Consider the following 18,465-nt stretch of genomic DNA (forward strand, 5'->3'; position numbering starts at 1 on the left):
TAAAAAGGATATTGAGATGGAAGCTAAAAAATCATTACGTGTTTTGTTCTGTATGGGTATTAACCAAAACTTTTTTGATGCAGAACCTGCTGAAGCAAAAGCGGTTTGGGCAGCATTTGGTGAAATGTGGAATGGCATTCATGACTTACCGGGCGTGCATGTTTTTGGAAACCTTGATGATGACCAAAGTATGGTTGGCCCAAGTGCGGGCTGGCCTTGGACAACTTATTTGCTTGCCGATGTTCCAGATATTGAAACCGTACATGCCGCTTGTAACCTGTTTAGAACGACGGTGGTGGGTGAAGGCCCATACAAACTTTGGAAATATTGCAAAGTTGAAGCTCGTGTTGGGCGCGAATTAATTATCCAACGTTAAGGCGACCGCAATGATTGACAAAGTGAATATTGCAGAAATCTTAGAGCGACTAGAACAGTTAGAAGCGCACAACGCCATTCGCAACTGCCTGAACCGTTATATGGAGATCTGCGACGAGCTCAATACACATACAGACCTTGACGAGCTAATGAATCTTTTTGATCAAGACTGTATTTGGGAAGGTATTGGCGAGAAATATGCCAAATCTTTTGGTCGTTATGATTCTTGGCAGTCGATTTACGACATGTTTAAAAGCTATACCCAAAAAGAATCTCACTTTGTTATGAATGCACACTTTGTCAATTCAGAACAAATTTATGTAAACCAAGGCTATGCAAATGCTTCTTGGCTGATGTTGCAAACTTCAACCTTTCAAGATGGCCGTAGTCATCTGAATGCAGCAAAGCTCAATGTGAAGTTTCAAAAGCAAGCAGATGGAACATGGAAAATTAAACATTTCCAAACACAGAATATTTTCAGTCGTCCCGTATCGCATTGGCACAGTGAGGCTGAATTGCCGGTACCTTCCCAGGAATGACCCAGGACATATTTAAAAGGACTATTGATATGAACAGTATTATCCCAACGCATAACATTGGCATTGATTACGATGCTTTGGTTCAAAGTGACCGTGCTCATACTTCTCTTTATAAAGATGAACGCATTTTTGATGAGGAAATGGAAAAAATCTTTTATAGCACTTGGGTGTGGGTTGCACATGCCAGCGAAATTCCAGAAGGCGGAAGCTATAAAACCATTAATATCGGTAAACAGCCTGTGGTTGTGGTACGTGACCGTAAAAAGAAAGTCCATGTACTTTTAAACCGTTGCCGTCACCGTGCAGCAACTGTATGTGAACATAAGAAAGGAAAAACCAACAGTTTTGTATGTCCGTACCACGGTTGGAGTTATGCACTTGATGGCAGTTTGCGCGGTGTGCCATCTCCGGAAAGTTACGGCGATTGTTTAGATAAATCAGAATTACCGTTGGTGAGTCTACGTGTAGAAGAATATAACGGCATGATCTTCGCTTCATTTAAAGAAGACATTCAACCGCTTGAGGAGTTCCTTGGGCCAGCAAAAAAATGGATTGACCTGTTTATGAAACAAGGTGCAGGTTATCCAATTAAAGTGCTGGGTGAACACCGTTTTCGCTTCCCGGGTAACTGGAAAATCCAGCTTGAAAATACCACCGATGCTTATCACTTCCCATTGGTACACAAGTCATTTTTAAGTTCTGTCGATGAAAAAACTGAAGAACTCTTTAACTTCGAAAACCAACCGGGCTTTGTTGAAGATTTAGGTAATGGTCACAGTGTTATGGTGATGATTCCTGAATTGGTTGATCTAGACGAAGAGCTTATGGAGCGACCAATTCAAGAGCGCTTTGAAGACTTGGCTCAAGCTTTGCGCGACGAAGGCCATGAAGAGTTAGAAGTACGCCGTATTGTCCGTGCAGTGGGTGGTTCTGGCTTTAACTTAAATTTATTCCCAAATATTGCATGTTCAATGGCGTTCTTCCGTGTGTTACAGCCAATTTCAGTTGCTGAAACAGAAATTCATCACTCGGTAATTACCATGGACGGTGGTCCGCAAATTGCCAACCAATATCGCTTACGTTTGCATGAACATTTCCAAGGCCCATTTGGTTTTGGTACGCCAGATGACTCAGAAGCTTGGGAACGCGTACAACACGGCGCTAATGCTGGTAATGATTTATGGATCATGCTCAACCGTGGTTTACCGGGCGAAGTCAAAACCGAAGATGGCTTAAAAAGTGATGTCAGTGCTGAAACAGGTATGCGCGCAGCCTATCAGCAGTGGAAAAAGATGATGACGGCTTAAGGAGAGAGCAATGAATATGAATCTGCAATTATTAAATGAAGTCACTGCTTTCATCTGGGCTGAAGCAGATATGTTAGATCACAGTGAATACCGTGAATGGCTCAATTTATGGAATGAAAAAGGCGTTTATATCATTCCAATTGACCCAAACCTCACTGACTACGAAAACAACTTAAATTATGCCTATGACGATAATCATATGCGTACTTTACGTGTAGAGCGTCTTGAAAATGGTGAAGCGATTTCTACAGCACCTAAGGCAAATACGGTGCGTAGCGTTTCTCGTGTGCGCATTGTTCAAGACCAAGACGATGAAATCGTTTTGCGGTGTGCTCAAAACTTACGTGAGTTTCGTAAAGAAAACCTCAAGCATTACACCGCAGATATTACTTACCATTTAACTCGTGATGCGACTACAGGTTTTAAGATTAACCGTAAAATCATTAACTTGGTTAATTCGACCGATACCTTAGCTGGTATTAGTTACATTCTTTAGGAGCGGTAATATGAAACAGGTTGTTTTAGTGACAGGTGCTGCTTCTGGACTCGGTAATGTCATTGCTGAATATTTTGCGAGCCAAGGTCATCAAGTGATTTTGTCGGCAAGTACGTTTGAAAAAGCCGAAAATGCCAAGGCACAAAGTCAATATGCACAAAATATGTTTCCAGTGAAATTAGATATTTCTGTCGAAGCAGATTTTCATGCTGCCGTGCAATGGATTGAAGAAAAATTTTCTAAACTTGATGTGTTGATTAACAATGCCACCGTCACCAAAGCAACGCCAGTATTAGAAATTACCGCAGCCGATTTTGATTGGGTAACCCAAGTCAACCAACGCGGCACCTTTCAGGCTTGTCAAATTATTGGCCAATATATGGCTAAAAAAGGCTATGGACGCATCATTAATATGGCATCGTTAGCGGGACAAAATGGCGGTACTGCAACGGGTGCACACTATGCGGCAACCAAAGGCGCAATTGTGACATTAACCAAAATTTTTGCCAAAGAGTTTGCGGCAAAAGGGGTAACCGTCAATGCGGTTGCACCGGGTCCAATGGAATCATCAATTGTTCATAGTGTGGTGCCAGACGAAAAAATGGAACAGTTCATCCAGAATATTCCGGTTAAAGCCTTAGGAAGTATGCATTTTATTGCTGAAACTTGTGGCTTGCTCGCGAGTCCAAATGCGGGGTTTGTGACTGGTGCAACATGGGATATTAACGGTGGTTTATTCATGCGTTAAGCCACGAGCTTAACCATGAAAAGGGAGTTGAATTATGACTACACTTTATGAAGTTGTCGTTAAAAATCGCCATGTGGAAGGTGGAAATATTGCAGTCATGGAATTTGAATCTGCAACTTCTACAACATTGCCAAAAGTTGAAGCAGGTGCGCATATTGATGTGCACTTACCGAATGGCATGGTGCGCCAATATTCACTTTGCCAAAATCCAAATGACGAAGGTAAGTTTCGCCTTGGAATTTTACGTGATCCTGAATCACGTGGTGGCTCAATCTCGGCTTTTGATGAAATTAAAGATGGCATGCAAATTCAGGTCAGTGAGCCAAAAAATTTATTTCCGCTTTTAAAAGCGAAACATAGTGTATTGATTGGCGGTGGTATCGGGATTACGCCGTTAATTACGATGGCATATCAACTTGCACATGAAGGCGAATCATTTGAGCTTCACTACTGCGGCGCTAGCCCAGAAAACTGTGCTTTTGTTGATGAAATTAAAAATGGTGAGTTAGCCAAGTACACAACTTTTCATTTTAAATCCGAAGGTGCAAGCCATAGAGCATTTTTTGAATCTGCCATTAAAGATATTGATCCTGAAAGTCATATTTATACCTGTGGTCCAGTCGGTTTTATGGACTGGGTAATTAACCTTGCCACGACTCACGATTTTCCTGAGCAGCAAATCCACAAAGAATATTTCCAAGTCGAAACTGACACCTCGGGAGATTCATTTGAGGTAGTGGCTGAGCGTAGCGGAAAAATCATTATGGTCGAAGCTGGCGAAACCATTTTGCAGGCTTTGGCTAAAGAAGGCATCGAGATTGAGATGTCTTGCGAGCAAGGGGTATGCGGAACCTGCATGTGTGATGTGATTGAAGGCGAACCTGATCATCGAGATGTTTATTTTACTGATGAAGAAAAGGCCAGCAATGAGCAAATATTGGTGTGCTGTTCGCGCTCTAAAACACCGAGACTAGTTTTAGATATCTAATGCTCTCGCGATTTATATGGATGTAAGAGAAGGTTTAGGAGAAAGATGATGAATGTATTACAACAAATAGATGAGTTTACGGTCGATCCACTACAGTTCCGACGAGCATTAGGAAATTTTGCAACAGGCGTTACCATTATTACCGCACAAAATGCACAAGGTGAGAAAGTCGGTGTAACTGCAAATAGCTTTAATTCAGTGTCTCTAGACCCACCACTTATTTTGTGGAGTATTGATAAAAAATCGTCAAGTTTTTCAGTATTTGAAGAAGCAACTCATTTTGCAGTCAATATTTTATCAGGCACGCAAATTGAGCTGTCAAATAAGTTTTCGAGACGCAATATTGATAAATTTGCCGACACCAATTTTCAACTTGGCGCAGGACGCGCACCCATTTTAGAAAATTGTTCTGCAGTGTTTGAGTGCGAACGTTATCAAGTGATCGAAGGTGGTGACCACTGGATTATTATTGGTAAAGTGGTGCGTTTTCATGACCAAGGCCGAAGCCCGCTGGTTTACCATCAAGGTGCATATTCTTGTGTAATGCCGCATCCGAGCCTTCAAGTTAAACAAACTGAACAGAACGGCGTAGACCAAACACATTATGGGCACTTATATAATAATGTCTGCTACTTAATGAGTCGTGCTTTTAAAGCCTATCAAACTGACTATATTCCTAAGCAAATGGCTTCTGGGTTCCGTACCAGTGAATCACGTCTCTTGCTCGTTTTAGCCAGTGGTACTGCTTCAAGTAAAGAAGATTTACCGCGTGATATTGCTATGCCAATGCAAGAAGTTGAAAGATCGGCTGAAATTCTAAAATTTGAAGGGTTACTGGTCGATCACGATAATTTGTATGCATTGACCGAGAAAGGTAAACAAACGGCGCAGTATTTGTTTGATATTGCCGACAGCCACCAAAATGAAGTGTTTAAAAAATATTCTGATGAGCAAAAGGATATTTTTATTACCATGCTGCGAGATTTTGCAGGTGTAGCATAAGCCCCATTAAGCTGATAAATTGAATTGATTTATCAGCTTCTTTACATCTAGCTGACTATCAACAAAAGAATTCCATGGACAAGGAATTTTTGGCACACAATTTGTTTATCAATAAAACAAGATTGTGCCAAGACAGTGAACTACAGCAAAAGAAAAGTCTTGAGCTGTGGCGCGTGTATAGAGAGGTAAGGGATGAACCAATATGTAAGTGATGCATTACTCACATGGACGCACCATATTAAAAATGTGTGCGGCAATTTTGAAACCGATTTTGACGGAACCCGTAATTTATTCATTGGTGAGGTTCAATGCTTTTTATTGGGTGATACCGAAATTGCTTTTATCAAAAACAATGCCAATAAAATTGTCCGAAAAGCCGATGAAATCGACCGTGTTAATAATCGTTTTTGCTTTTTGATTTTGCAGTATTCGGGAAAAATGCTGCTCGAATATAAAAATGAAACTTTAACCCTGAATGAAGGCGATATTGTGTTGGTGGACCCAGTCGAAACAATTTCGATGTATCCGCAAGGTTTGGTAAGTCAGATTTCAGTGCACCTGTCGCGTGAAAAATTACTTAAAGAAAATATTAGTACCGAATATTTTGGAAAACTGATTACGCAAAATATGAGTGGTTTTTTACTCAAAAATATTTTGAAAAATATGTCACCCGAAAATATCAAACTTTGGTATGCAACCGAAGACGGTAATGCTTTTGAAGATGCCCTAATTGCCTTAATCAAACCCACAATTAATTATAAAAATATTAATAGTTCAAATAACCTGATGGAAAAAGCCGAGCGTTTTATTATTGAGAACTTAGCAAAACCAGATTTAACCCCTAAATTAATTGCAGAGCATATTGGAGTATCACTACGACATCTCTACCGTTTATTCCTTCAAGAAAATTTATCTATTAACAAATACATACAGCTCAAACGCCTAGAAAAAGTCAAAGCGGATTTGCTTGATAAAAAGAACAGACAAAGCTCGATTACCCAAATTGCCTTGAAGTGGGGTTTTTGGGATGGTGCTCATTTTTCAAAGATCTTTAAAAAGACCTATGGTATCTCTCCTAAAGAATTTAGAGAGGGTATGACAGTTTAAATTTTCATCTCTGAATGTCATTTTTAGACAAGTTCTAGGTCATTCTTGAACAAGCTAGCCCCATGCAAGTGTGTTGAAATTAAATTAATTAGAACAGGTTAGATGAGCTTAATAAGCACAGGACTATTAAGTTTATTTAATGAATTTCACACATAGGAAAGTGCATTTTAACTGTCTGATTCAGATGGTTCAGGGATAGATGAAAAGGATGAAACCAATGCGTAAACAACGATTATTGAATGACATACAAAAGATATTAGCGCTTAACTTATCAATAGCTGCAAGCTTTTGGGGATTAAATACTCAAGCTTTTGCTCATGGTGGAAAAGCCGAAATGGTATCTCTTTACCAAAACATGAGTGAGCAAGGCGCTAAAGTTGTCAAAGACGATTTTACTAATACTTATATGATTACCAAAGGCTCTATTATGGTAAGAGCCAAGCCAAATTCAAATCAGGTTTTAGTGAATGGCAAACCTCTAAAATTAAGCGTCCCACTATTAATTAAAGATAATAAACCTGTTATTGGAAAAGACTTCTTTAATGAAGTATTTCAGTCTGGTTTAGATCAAACTTTTAAAGTTGAAAATACGTTTCATCCACTCAATAGTTTAAATTCTGACGAAATTAAAAAGACATTTGATGTCATTAATCGCTCAAAATATGCTTATAAAAATATGCGTTTTGCCGAATTAAAACTAAAAGAACCAGAAAAAGCAAAAGTTTGGGATTATTTTATTAATCACAAAGAATATAAAGACGCTCGAATTGCATCTTTCATTTTGTTAAAAGGCAATCAAGCGATTGAAGGTGAAGTTAACCTTAACACTCAGCAAGTCACAAAATGGAATGTACTTAAAGATACTCATGGAATGGTCTTGCTCGATAACTTTGAAACTGTACAGCGCGTGATTGAAGCGAGTAAAGAATATCAGGATGCTTTACGCAAACGTGGTGTAACAGATGTTAAGAAAGTCATTACCAATCCATTAACCGTTGGATATTTTGGTGGTAAAGATGGTTTGGATAAACAACTTAATGTTTTAAAAGTTGTGTCGTATCTAGATACTGGCGATGGTAACTATTGGGCGCATCCAATTGAAAACTTGGTGGCTGTGGTTGATTTAGATAAAGAAAAAATTATTAAAATCGAAGAAGGAGCCATGATTCCTGTTCCGATGACGGATCGACCTTATGCCACTAAAAATACCAAACCACCAAAAATTAAACCGTTGAATATTAGTGAACCCGAAGGTAAGAACTTTTCTATTACAGGACAAACAGTACACTGGGGTAATTGGTGCTTCCATGTCGCACTAGACTCTCGTGTTGGCCTGCAACTTTCAACCGTGACGTATAAAGATAAAGGCGTAAAACGTAAAGTTATGTATGAAGGTAACCTTGGTGGAATGGTGGTTCCATATGGTGACCCTGATATGGGATGGTACTTTAAGTCTTATCTGGACTCTGGTGAGTACGGAATGGGAACACTCACATCAGCCATTCAACTTGGGACCGATGCACCAGAAAATGCGGTTCTACTTGATGCTGTCATTGCAGACTACAAAGGCCAGCCACAAGTGATTCCAAATGCGATTGCAATTTTTGAGCGTTATGCTGGGCCTGAATATAAACACCAAGAAATATTTGGTGATCAAGATGCAAGTGAAGCACGCCGTGAACTTGTAGTGCGCTGGATTAGTACAGTGGGTAATTACGATTACATGTTTGACTGGGTATTTGCTCAAAATGGCGTAATTGGGATTAATGCGGGTGCTACAGGTATTGAAGCGGTTAAAGGCGTTAAAGCACGAACCATGCATGACAGTACCGCAAAAGAAGACACCAAATATGGCACCTTAATTGACCATAATATTGTGGGTACAACCCATCAACATATCTATAACTTCCGCTTAGATATGGATGTAGATGGGGAAAATAATAGTTTCATGCATATGGACCCTGTGGTTAAAGCCAATGATCGAGGCGGTGTGCGTACAAGTACAATGCAAATTGACAGTAAAGTCATTACCAATGAGCAGAATGCGGCTGAAAAATTTGATCCATCTACCATTCGTTTACTGACTAATTTCAACAAGGAAAATAAATTAGGTAATCCTGTTTCTTACCAGCTCATTCCTTTTGCAGGTGGAACACACCCTGTGGCGAAGGGTGCTAATTTTTCTAAAGATGAATGGTTATTTAAACGTTTGAACTTTATGGATAAGCAAATTTGGGTGACGCAATATAATCAGGATGAACGTTATCCTGAAGGTAAATATTCAAACCGTTCGACTCATGACACAGGTTTAGGCCAGTTTATTAGCAACAATGAAAATATTGAAAATAAAGATCTTGTGGTGTGGATGACAACAGGCACAACCCATGTGGCACGTGCAGAAGAATGGCCAATCATGCCGACAGAATGGGTGAATACACTTATCAAACCGTGGAACTTCTTTGATAATACGCCGACTTTAAACTTGGGCGAAGAAGAGCAAAACACGCAGCACGACCATCACTAAAGACGTATATCAAGCGAGATGGGTAACGAATCGGTTACCCACTCTTAGCGTCTGGTAGACCATTCACAAAAAAGGAATTTTGTATGAAAACTCTACTTTCTCAAGTTATGAGAGGGACTCTCTTTGTCTCATTTTTTTCAACTGTGCATGCTGGTGAGCTTGAAATTAAACCGACTTTTGAAGCAACTTTTGGGGCTTTTAGTAGCGGTAAAAGTTATAACGGCGAAAACCTAGATGACGAAAGAATTAATTGGCAAGAAGGCCATCTTAAATATGGTGCTAAAGGACAATACACCTTTAAAAACAATCAACTCTATGCGAGCTTGAGTGGTATTAGCTCGGCCACATTTGGCGATGGCGATGCAGGCCAAAATAGTAATGGTAAAGAACGCAAAACAGATGTGAATGAATGGATCTTGGGTTTTAAAGATGGCACCAATAAAGATGAGTTAACAACTTATGATTTAAGTATTGGTCGACAAAATATCATGATTGGTGACGGGTTTTTTATTGCGGGTGATGCATTAAACCTCGGTAAACCACCTGCGGATGGCGCACTTGATCGGGGCGGAGCATATTATCTGGCAGCCCGTCGAAGTTTTGATTTTACAAGTTTGCTTCAATACAAACCGCAAGAGAATACCACGCTAAAACTGGCTTATTTAAAATCGGACAATAAAGCACAATTTTCACCTGAACTCTTTGTAACCGATCTGATGTATCAGCTTAAAGATAAAGGCGTTGGATTTACTTACTTAAATGTATTAGACCTTGAAGATACTGAGCAAGTTTCAGGGCGCGAAGATCTTAAAAATTATGCTTTACGTTTGAATTATCAACCTTTGCCTGAGCTACAAGTTAAGACTGAGTTTGTTGTGCAAGATAAAAAAGATGGTCAAGAAAATGCAGGCTACTTGGCGCTGAACTATAACTTTTTATCTTCAAAATATACGCCCTCATTAGGCTACCGTTTTAGCCATTTTTCCGACCAATATGACCCGATGTTTTATGGAAATACAGTCGGGTTCGGCACGTGGTTTCAAGGTGAAGTTGCCGGAAATTATGCTGGCCCATTCAACAAAAATGCAGATATTCACCAAGTTTCTTACAGTATGAATCTAAAAGAAAACTTTATGTTAGGTGCTTTGGCCTATAAGTTCAAAACAGTTAATGAATCTTTAACTAATGTAGATGGACATGAACTAGATGTATTTTCGGTTTGGTCGGTTAATAAAAAATTCAACGTTATTCCTTTAGTGGGACTCTATAAACCGAAACACGATATCCATAGTGGGGGTACTCAAAACTACGATGACAAAACTAATGTGTATGCACAGTTAATTCTGCAATACATCTATTAAAACAGAGCAAAGGAGACCGTGTTTATTGACGGTGCATTCATAAAAATAAACTTAGGTGAAATCAGATGAATAAACAATATGACTATATCGTGATTGGTGCAGGCTCGGCAGGTTGTGTGGTTGCAGCACGGCTGTTACAGGCCAAAGCAGGGCGCGTTCTTGTTTTAGAGGCAGGAAGCCGAGATAGCAGTATGTTTCATACCATACCTGCCACGGTGGTTAAAGTATTCCAGCAAAAATCATGGCAATACATGACTGTCCCTCAGAAATATTGTAATCATCGTGAAATGATCCTTGCACAAGGAAAAGTGTTGGGAGGCGGAAGCTCGGTCAACGGAATGATCTATTGCCGAGGCCAACGTCAGGATTATGATTTATGGGCCACGGAATGGGGATGCAATCAGTGGTCTTATCAACATGTACTGCCTTTTTTTAAAAAAGCAGAAAAAAATGAAAGTCTTGCTAATGAATATCACGGACAAGATGGCATTTTACCTGTCAGTGAAAACCGCTATCGCCATCCTTTGACGCTTGCTTGTATTAAAGCAGGTCAACAAATGGGCATGAATTACGTCAATGATATTAATGGTTGGGATCAGGCAGGTGTAGGGTTTTATCAAACTACTACTCAAAATGGCTCACGGGCGAGTACCTCAAAAACCTATTTAAAGTCAGTCGAAAACCACCCAGATCTCACGGTGATTACTGATGCCTTAGTCCATAAAATTGAAACTCAAGGTGATCAGGTTACTGGGGTGACTTATAGCGTTGGGGGAAAATTACCCATTACGGTACAAGCTCAAAAAGAAGTCATTCTAAGTGCTGGAGCAATTGGTAGTCCTAAAGTTTTATTACTTTCGGGAATTGGTCCAAAACAGCATTTAGATGAGATCGGCATTGAATGTATTCGTGACCTACCCGTAGGTGAAAATTTTCATGATCATTTGCATATGTCGGTTAATGCAACGGTAACAACCAATAATAGTCTGCTCGGTGAAGACCAAGGTTTAACCGCCGTACGGCACTTTTTACAGTGGTGTTTTACACGTTCAGGATTGTTGACCACCAATATTCTAGAAGGTGGTGGTTTTATTGACACCAACAACAATGGTCGGCCTGATGTCCAATTTCATTTTTTACCTGTGCTGGATAATTTCGATAATACCCCTGGTGAAAAATCAGTGGCTCAAGCACATGGCCTTACCATTAAAGTCGGACATGTACAGCCAAAAGCACGTGGGACTTTACGTTTAAGCAGTAAAGATCCTAAAGATTTACCTGTCATTGATCCTAATTATTTAGGTCATCAAGAAGATATTGACGCAAATATCCGTGCGGTACAGGCCGGACTTCGCCTATTACAACAACCAGCATTGAAAGCGATTGTCAAAGAAGTGATTGAGCCTGCAAATATCGATCCTGATGATATTGAAGCGATTGATAAATGGATGCGCCAGAACATTAAAACGGTCTATCACCCCGCAGGTAGCTGCAAAATGGGCAATGCTCCGCAAGATTCCGTCACTGATCAGACTCTTAAAGTCCATGGTTTTAAAAATTTACGTGTGGTGGATTGTTCTATTTGCCCACAAGTTCCAAGCGGTAATACCAACGCAATTGCCATCATGATTGGAGAACGTGGTGCGGACTTTATTTTGAATCAGGTCGCGTAGTTGCTGTCATATCAATATTTAGAAATGAAAAGAGGAAAAGAAAATGAGTGAAGTTCAGATTTTACAAAGCGTACAGCAATTTATGGCGCGACAACATGGACATTTTATTGATGGAAAACTAGTTGCTGCCGAGCTTTTGGATAAAGTGGATATTGTAAATCCATCGACTGAACAAGTTGTTGCTCAAATTAGTGTTGGTAGTCAACAAGATGTCGAAAATGCGGTGAAAAGTGCTGAACATGCTTTTCAAAATGCTTGGGCTGAAACGACACCGTATGAGCGTGGCGTTAAACTGAACAAGCTGGCAGATTTAATTGAGCAATATGGTGAAGAGCTTGCACAGCTTGAAACGTTGTCTACCGGAAAACTTATCAATATTTCAAGGCATCTTGAAGTCGCACAATCTGTTATTTTCTTAAGATATTTTGCTGGTTGGGCAACCAAAATTAATGGTCAAACCATGCAACCCTCTATTCCTTCTATGCAAGGTGAGAAATATACGGCCTTTACTTTAAGACAACCTATTGGTGTGGTTGCAGGGATTGTGCCTTGGAATTTTTCACTGATGATTGGTGTTTGGAAAATTGGTTCAGCTTTAACAACGGGTTGTACCATTGTGCTTAAACCAAGTGAGTTTGCTAGCTTATCTTTATTACGTTTAGCTGAACTTGCTATTGAGGCAGGTATTCCAGCGGGTGTGATTAATGTAGTAACAGGTAGGGGGGAGACGGGACAATATTTAATTGAGTCGCCGCTCGTTAAGAAAGTCTCATTTACAGGTTCAGTGCCGACAGGCATTGCGATTGGTAAACTTGCGATGAGCAGCGATTTAACCCGTGTAAGTCTGGAGTTAGGCGGTAAAAATGCCATAGCTGTTTTGGCAGATGCAAATATTGATGAGATTTTACCGACTTTATTACAAGCAACTTTTGTACATCAAGGCCAAGTTTGTGCATCCCCAGAACGGTTTTTTGTACATCATACAAAATACGATGAATTGGTGGAAAAACTTTCTAAAGCACTCTCTGGTTTCAAAATTGGATCGGCCATGGATGAGGGAAGTATGTTTGGTCCACTTTCTAACCAACCACATTTTCATAAAGTAAAACATTATTTAGATATGGCAAAAGCCAATAATCAGATTATTGCTGGAGGTGAGGCTTTAAATCAGACTGGTTATTTTGTACAACCGACTTTAATTTCCTTTAAAAATACGGATGATCCTTTATTTTCAGAAGAAACCTTTGGCCCCGTGGTCGGGGTAATGCCATTTGAAACTGATGAAGAACTTATTCAGTTGATGAACCAGTCTCGCTTTGGTTTAACCGCAAGCATCTGGACAAATGATTTATCTAAAGCCTTGCGTTTAATTCCTAAGATTGAAGCAGGGACCTTGTGGGTTAATATGCATACGTTCTTAGATCCATCAGTTCCATTTGGTGGTGTGAAAGCTTCAGGAATTGGTAGAGAGTTTTCTGATGCATTTATTGAAGATTACACCGAATTAAAATCGGTCATGATTCGGTATTAAGCCAATAAGGAGGTTTGTCATTTTATCAATAACAAACCTCCGCCTTTAACATAAAAACTGGACTAAAAAGTTAGTAACTTAAAGTGATGCTTTGTTGAGTTGAGTGGTCGATTTCCTTTTGACTCACCGCATCCTCTTTACATTTATAACTTTCAAATAAAGGAAGCTGATCTGCAAAGTGGGCATCAGGTTTTCCGTTTTGATTGATAAAACCACTTTGTCCTGGGGCCAAAATCGAACACATGGTGATTTGATTTGGATTTAAGACCACTCTAAACGTAGCACTTCCCGTATTTCCATAAGTGCTGAGCTGTTGTTCATGCGATGGATCAGCCCAAGGAATGCCTACCGAATTTTTGCTGGAAAAGCCCATGGTTGCCACCGGAATTTTCCAGTCATTCGGGTCAGTCGAGTGATATTGTTTTGAAAGTTCAGCCAGGGCATTTTCTAAAGCTTTTAAGACAACTTCATCTGGTGTTTGTCCTTTTAAGAAATCAACATTCTGAGGAACGCTTGCCTGTTTTCCTTGAAGAGCATTCCAGATTAATTTCGATGCACTCGCTGGTTGTGCGCTTCGTGGATCATTATTTATCGGATAAAGCGTATCGGTATAGCGCTTATAAATATTTTCTGAAAGGTTAGGTTTGAGTACCAGTTCAATCATTTGATTAAGCCATGCACGTGTAATTGCTGGTGCTGCACCTTGATAATATCTGGCTTCGCTATCAGGACGTAATTTAAGATCCCAACTAGCAAGTAAGGGAGCAACTTTTTTAGCTAAGAGTGAGGCATTAGGGCTTTGTGCTGCTTGAATCATATAAGGAACAAAATAACGCGCATTTAAATCTGACCATGCTGCTGTTTTATTAATTTCCCAAATTTCTTGCTGACTCAGTTTTGGTTTACTTTCTAAAGGTTCAAGCAGTTCATTGACCCGATCTACATAAGAAAAGTTTGAAGAATCTGAGCGTAAACCAGCATAGGCTTTGTTATTCCAGCTTGTGACATAGCCTTTTTGTGGGTTGTATTCTTTAGGGTTGTGTGAGAAGTCATAAAAACCTTGCCACTCCATTGAACCATCACCTTTAGCTGGAAGCTGAATATGCTGGTTTTCAGGGCGAATAGGTAAACGACCTAAAGCAGCAACACCAATATTATTTTTAGTATCGGCATAGAACCAAGTAATAGAAGCCGCTACACGTTTGGCTTGAGCAAGGAACTCATTCCAATTTGAAGCTTTCGCTGCATTTGCCCATCCTAATAAGGTTTCAATTTCTACGCCTTCCCAGCTACGTTTTTGTGCGTACGCCGTATGGTTATTTTCATCCCATGTACTTACAAAACCTTGTTTACTCTTATAAACATCTAAAACATGATCGGCTTGATTCTTAATTTTGATTTTTACTTGCTTGTGTTCAAATGGAATATAACTTCCTTTATATAAATATTCTTTTGAATTATTTGGACTTAAGGTGAGTTGATAAACATCGTTGGTATCGAGTGAACCTACCGTAGAACCCCATGCTATTTTGCCATTAGTTCCAAATAAAATTGCAGGTAATCCAACTGGAGTAATACCTGTCAAATTATAGCCAGCTCCATGTAAACCAATACCGTAGGTGATTGCAGGCGTATACCATCCTTGTTGTGGACCATTATATAAAACTGCTTGGCCTTCAATGGTCTTATCGCCTTTTAAGACCCATGCATTACTGGCGGTAGGTACGCCGTCTACCACACTTTTACCTAAAGCAATGCGAGCTTGAGCTAAATAGGTTTTGGCTGCCTTGTTTGAAATAGGGCTAATGTCTTTAAGTATTTGTTGTTGACGTGCTATAAACTGTGGTTTTTGTGCAGATTGGATAATGGTGGGAGCACTTGGGTCATCTAGCCAACGTAATTGTTGATAGACTTTGAGGCCTTCTTCTTGACCTTTTTCTTTTTGCAGTTGCGTGAGTAAATCTAAATTTGATACTTCCGAGCTTGCTGAAAAGAAGCGATTTAAAATTAAGCCCACCCAAACCATAGCAATGTCTTCTGGTTGCCATGTTGATGGTTTAAAACCATGATCTGTAAACTCTTTAGGTATAAGAGCTGGATCTGCTAAAACTTCTTTAACCCGTTTATTAAAACCTGCGGCATAACCTTCAAAAATTGCTCGGTCTTCTGGTGAGAGCGCGGCGAGTTGCTGTTTAATATTTTCTGGATCAAAACGGCTATGTGTCGCAATATCATATTGAAGATAGTGGGAACCGAGCACCTCAGCAACTGTGCCTTGTCCTGTACGTTTTGACATTTCCATCTGAAATAAACGATCGGTCGCTACCGAATAGCCATAACCATAGAAAAGTCCATAGGTGTCATTTGCATAGACATGGGGTGTACCGAATTTATCCCGCTTAATTGTGATTTGTTTTTGTGTCGGTGTTGGCTCTAAACTTGACGAAGAATTACAACCAGCTAGAAGTACACTTAAAAGTAATGTTCCATATTTAATTAAAGGGCGCGTAGGGTGAGGCCGAGAGTTCAGCATAGGTATGTTCAATTTAGATATCCTTACTTTCATTATGATGTAGAAGTGAACGATTTAAGAATCTTCTTAGATTCACGTCACTGATGAACAAGCCCTGTTCATGAATTTAAAATACTGTTATTTATCCATGTAATTTTCCATTACATTTGAGGTATATATTTATACCTTCTCGAACAAGTTATTTAGATTTTGCTTTTTTAAGAGAATAAAAAAGCCATGACTGGCCTTTTTCGAAATGTATAAATTTTAAAGAAAGCAAAATTAGTTCACTAAAAAATCCTTTAAGATTTTATTAAAAGCTTCTGGTTGCTCTACATTGGAAATATGAGAAGCATCTATTTCTGCAAGTTTTGATTGTGGAATGCGTTGCTGCATAAATTCACCATCTGCAACGGTTGTTACAGGGTCTTGAGTTCCAGCAATTACTAATACTGGAACTTTAATATCTTTTAACTGCTCACGTACATCCGCTTTAGCCAAAGCCTCACAACAATTGGCATAACCTATTGCGCTGCCAGCACTTAAGTCGTTACACAGGTTGTTGACAATTGAAGGATGACTTTGGATAAAGGGATCTGTAAACCATCGCGAAGCTGCTGTAGCTGCGATCGGTTGTAAACCTTGCTCACGCACTAATTTTGCACGATCAAGCCATGCCTGTTCTTGCCCAATTTTAGCGGCAGTATTTGCCACAACCACATGACTAAAACGGTCAGGGTAGTGAATTGCAAGCCATTGCCCAGTTAAACCGCCCATTGAAATACCACAAAAAGCAGCTTTAGTAATATTTAGATGATCAAGTAAACGGACAACATCTTCACCTAATTGTTCTACAGTGTATGGGCCGTCAGGTGTGGATGATGAACCGTGACCACGAGTGTCATAGCAGATCACAAAAAACTGATCTTTCAATTCATTAAACTGTCTTTGCCACATACCATAATTGGTGCCTAAAGAATTGGAAAACACCAGAGCAGGAGATGACGGTTCGCCAAAGGTTTGATAGTTAATTTGTGCATGGGCAGATTGAAAAGATGGCATTTGTTTCTCCTTAAAGTGCTTCAACACGTTCAATAATCAAAGCAATCCCTTGACCAACACCAATACACATTGAACATAAGGCATAACGACCACCTGTTTGCTCAAGCTGGTTTAAGGCTGTGGTCACGAGGCGTGCACCTGATGCACCAAGTGGATGACCTAAAGCAATTGCTCCACCGTTTGGATTTACTTTATTGCTATCGTCTGGTAAACCTAAATCACGGGTCACTGCCAAAGCCTGTGCAGCAAAGGCTTCATTCAGTTCAATTACATCCATCTGCTCTAAAGTCAGGTTGGCTTGTTTAAGTAGTTTTTTAATGGCTGGTGCCGGAGCAAAACCCATAATACGTGGCTCTACACCCACCGCTGTTGAAGCAATGATCTTGGCACGTGGTTTGAGGTTATAAGTTTGAACAGCTTCATCAGAAGCAATCAATAAAGCTGCTGCACCATCATTAATGCCCGAAGCATTCCCCGCAGTGACAGTGCCGTCTGCTTTGACAACAGGTTTAAGTTTGCTTAAACCTTCAAGGGTAGTTGATGCACGTGGGTGCTCATCGTTATCAATCACAACAGCATCACCCTTACGCTGAGGGATTTCAACTACCACGATTTCGTTAGAAAAAAAGCCTTTGGCTTGCGCGCTTGCGGTGCGTTGTTGGCTCACCAAGGCAAACTGGTCCTGATCTGCACGATTGACGTTAAACTGTTCAGCCACGTTTTCGGCAGTCTGGGGCATGGTGTCTACACCATACAATTCTTTAAGTTTAGGGTTGATGAAACGCCAGCCCATGGTGGTGTCTTCAATCTTCTGGCTACGACCAAAAGCACTGTCTGACTTACCCATTACATAAGGTGCACGGCTCATGCTTTCTACGCCACCTGCAATCACCAAATTCGCTTCACCTGCCTTAATGGCACGGGCAGCAATGGCAATGGCATCGAGTGAGGAACCACACAAACGATTAATAGTCGTTGCTGGTACTTGATATGGTAAACCTGCAAGGAGAGCTGACATACGACCGACATTACGGTTATCTTCACCGGCTTGGTTGGCACAGCCGTAGATCACATCATCGACCTGTTCCCAATCTACATTTGGATTGCGTTGCATAAGTGCTTTAATCGGCACAGCGCCAAGGTCATCGGCACGGACAGGTGCAAGACCACCGGCATAACGGCCGAATGGGGTACGGATGGCATCGATGATATAAGCGTTTTTCATTCTAACTTTCGTCCT

The 18,465-nt window shown here is 40.2% G+C and carries 15 protein-coding genes; 12 read left to right on the forward strand and 3 right to left on the reverse strand.

The window, feature by feature from the left end:
- The first annotated feature begins 16 nt into the window (after positions 1–16).
- From POD11_RS05050 to POD11_RS05105, 12 genes are all read left to right on the forward strand, one after another.
- Complete coding sequence (locus POD11_RS05050) at positions 17–376, forward strand: hypothetical protein (RefSeq protein ID WP_000387554.1); 360 nt, start codon at positions 17–19, stop codon at positions 374–376.
- A gap of 10 nt (positions 377–386) precedes the next feature.
- On the forward strand, positions 387–914 hold the full coding sequence (locus tag POD11_RS05055) for a nuclear transport factor 2 family protein (RefSeq protein ID WP_262456602.1): 528 nt from the start codon (positions 387–389) through the stop codon (positions 912–914).
- Positions 915–943: 29 nt separating this feature from the next.
- On the forward strand, positions 944–2,221 hold the full coding sequence (locus tag POD11_RS05060) for an aromatic ring-hydroxylating oxygenase subunit alpha (RefSeq protein ID WP_005069110.1): 1,278 nt from the start codon (positions 944–946) through the stop codon (positions 2,219–2,221).
- Between the two features lie 10 nt (positions 2,222–2,231).
- Positions 2,232–2,717: an aromatic-ring-hydroxylating dioxygenase subunit beta gene (locus POD11_RS05065; protein WP_057105586.1), complete on the forward strand. Its 486-nt coding sequence runs from the start codon at positions 2,232–2,234 to the stop codon at positions 2,715–2,717.
- Between the two features lie 10 nt (positions 2,718–2,727).
- Positions 2,728–3,465, forward strand: coding sequence for an SDR family NAD(P)-dependent oxidoreductase (locus tag POD11_RS05070; RefSeq protein WP_262456603.1), 738 nt, complete (start codon positions 2,728–2,730; stop codon positions 3,463–3,465).
- Between the two features lie 34 nt (positions 3,466–3,499).
- Complete coding sequence (locus tag POD11_RS05075; protein ID WP_262456604.1) at positions 3,500–4,453, forward strand: PDR/VanB family oxidoreductase; 954 nt, start codon at positions 3,500–3,502, stop codon at positions 4,451–4,453.
- A gap of 45 nt (positions 4,454–4,498) precedes the next feature.
- Positions 4,499–5,455 (forward strand): p-hydroxyphenylacetate 3-hydroxylase reductase component, encoded by a 957-nt coding sequence (locus POD11_RS05080; RefSeq protein ID WP_080649450.1) that lies wholly within the window; start codon positions 4,499–4,501, stop codon positions 5,453–5,455.
- A gap of 192 nt (positions 5,456–5,647) precedes the next feature.
- On the forward strand, positions 5,648–6,562 hold the full coding sequence (feaR, locus tag POD11_RS05085; RefSeq protein WP_262456605.1) for a transcriptional regulator FeaR: 915 nt from the start codon (positions 5,648–5,650) through the stop codon (positions 6,560–6,562).
- Positions 6,563–6,770: 208 nt separating this feature from the next.
- Positions 6,771–9,086: a primary-amine oxidase gene (gene tynA / locus POD11_RS05090; RefSeq protein WP_262456621.1), complete on the forward strand. Its 2,316-nt coding sequence runs from the start codon at positions 6,771–6,773 to the stop codon at positions 9,084–9,086.
- 143 nt (positions 9,087–9,229) lie between these two features.
- Positions 9,230–10,447 (forward strand): hypothetical protein, encoded by a 1,218-nt coding sequence (locus POD11_RS05095; RefSeq protein ID WP_262456622.1) that lies wholly within the window; start codon positions 9,230–9,232, stop codon positions 10,445–10,447.
- A 65-nt stretch (positions 10,448–10,512) separates the two neighbouring features.
- Positions 10,513–12,120: a GMC family oxidoreductase gene (locus POD11_RS05100; protein ID WP_262456606.1), complete on the forward strand. Its 1,608-nt coding sequence runs from the start codon at positions 10,513–10,515 to the stop codon at positions 12,118–12,120.
- A gap of 43 nt (positions 12,121–12,163) precedes the next feature.
- Positions 12,164–13,651: an NAD-dependent phenylacetaldehyde dehydrogenase gene (locus tag POD11_RS05105; protein ID WP_262456607.1), complete on the forward strand. Its 1,488-nt coding sequence runs from the start codon at positions 12,164–12,166 to the stop codon at positions 13,649–13,651.
- Between the two features lie 70 nt (positions 13,652–13,721).
- Here POD11_RS05105 and POD11_RS05110 read toward each other — a convergent pair whose 3' ends face one another.
- The 3 genes from POD11_RS05110 to pcaF all read right to left on the reverse strand — a co-directional run bounded on the left by POD11_RS05110 (position 13,722) and on the right by pcaF (position 18,450).
- Positions 13,722–16,184 (reverse strand): penicillin acylase family protein, encoded by a 2,463-nt coding sequence (locus tag POD11_RS05110; protein WP_262456608.1) that lies wholly within the window; start codon positions 16,182–16,184, stop codon positions 13,722–13,724.
- Positions 16,185–16,445: 261 nt separating this feature from the next.
- Entirely contained in the window at positions 16,446–17,225 is a 780-nt protein-coding gene (gene pcaD / locus POD11_RS05115; protein ID WP_262456609.1) for a 3-oxoadipate enol-lactonase, read from the reverse strand.
- 10 nt (positions 17,226–17,235) lie between these two features.
- On the reverse strand, positions 17,236–18,450 hold the full coding sequence (pcaF, locus tag POD11_RS05120; RefSeq protein ID WP_262456610.1) for a 3-oxoadipyl-CoA thiolase: 1,215 nt from the start codon (positions 18,448–18,450) through the stop codon (positions 17,236–17,238).
- Positions 18,451–18,465: the final 15 nt, after the last annotated feature.

Source organism: Acinetobacter sp. P1(2023), assembly GCF_028367635.1.
GTDB lineage: Bacteria > Pseudomonadota > Gammaproteobacteria > Pseudomonadales > Moraxellaceae > Acinetobacter > Acinetobacter pittii_E.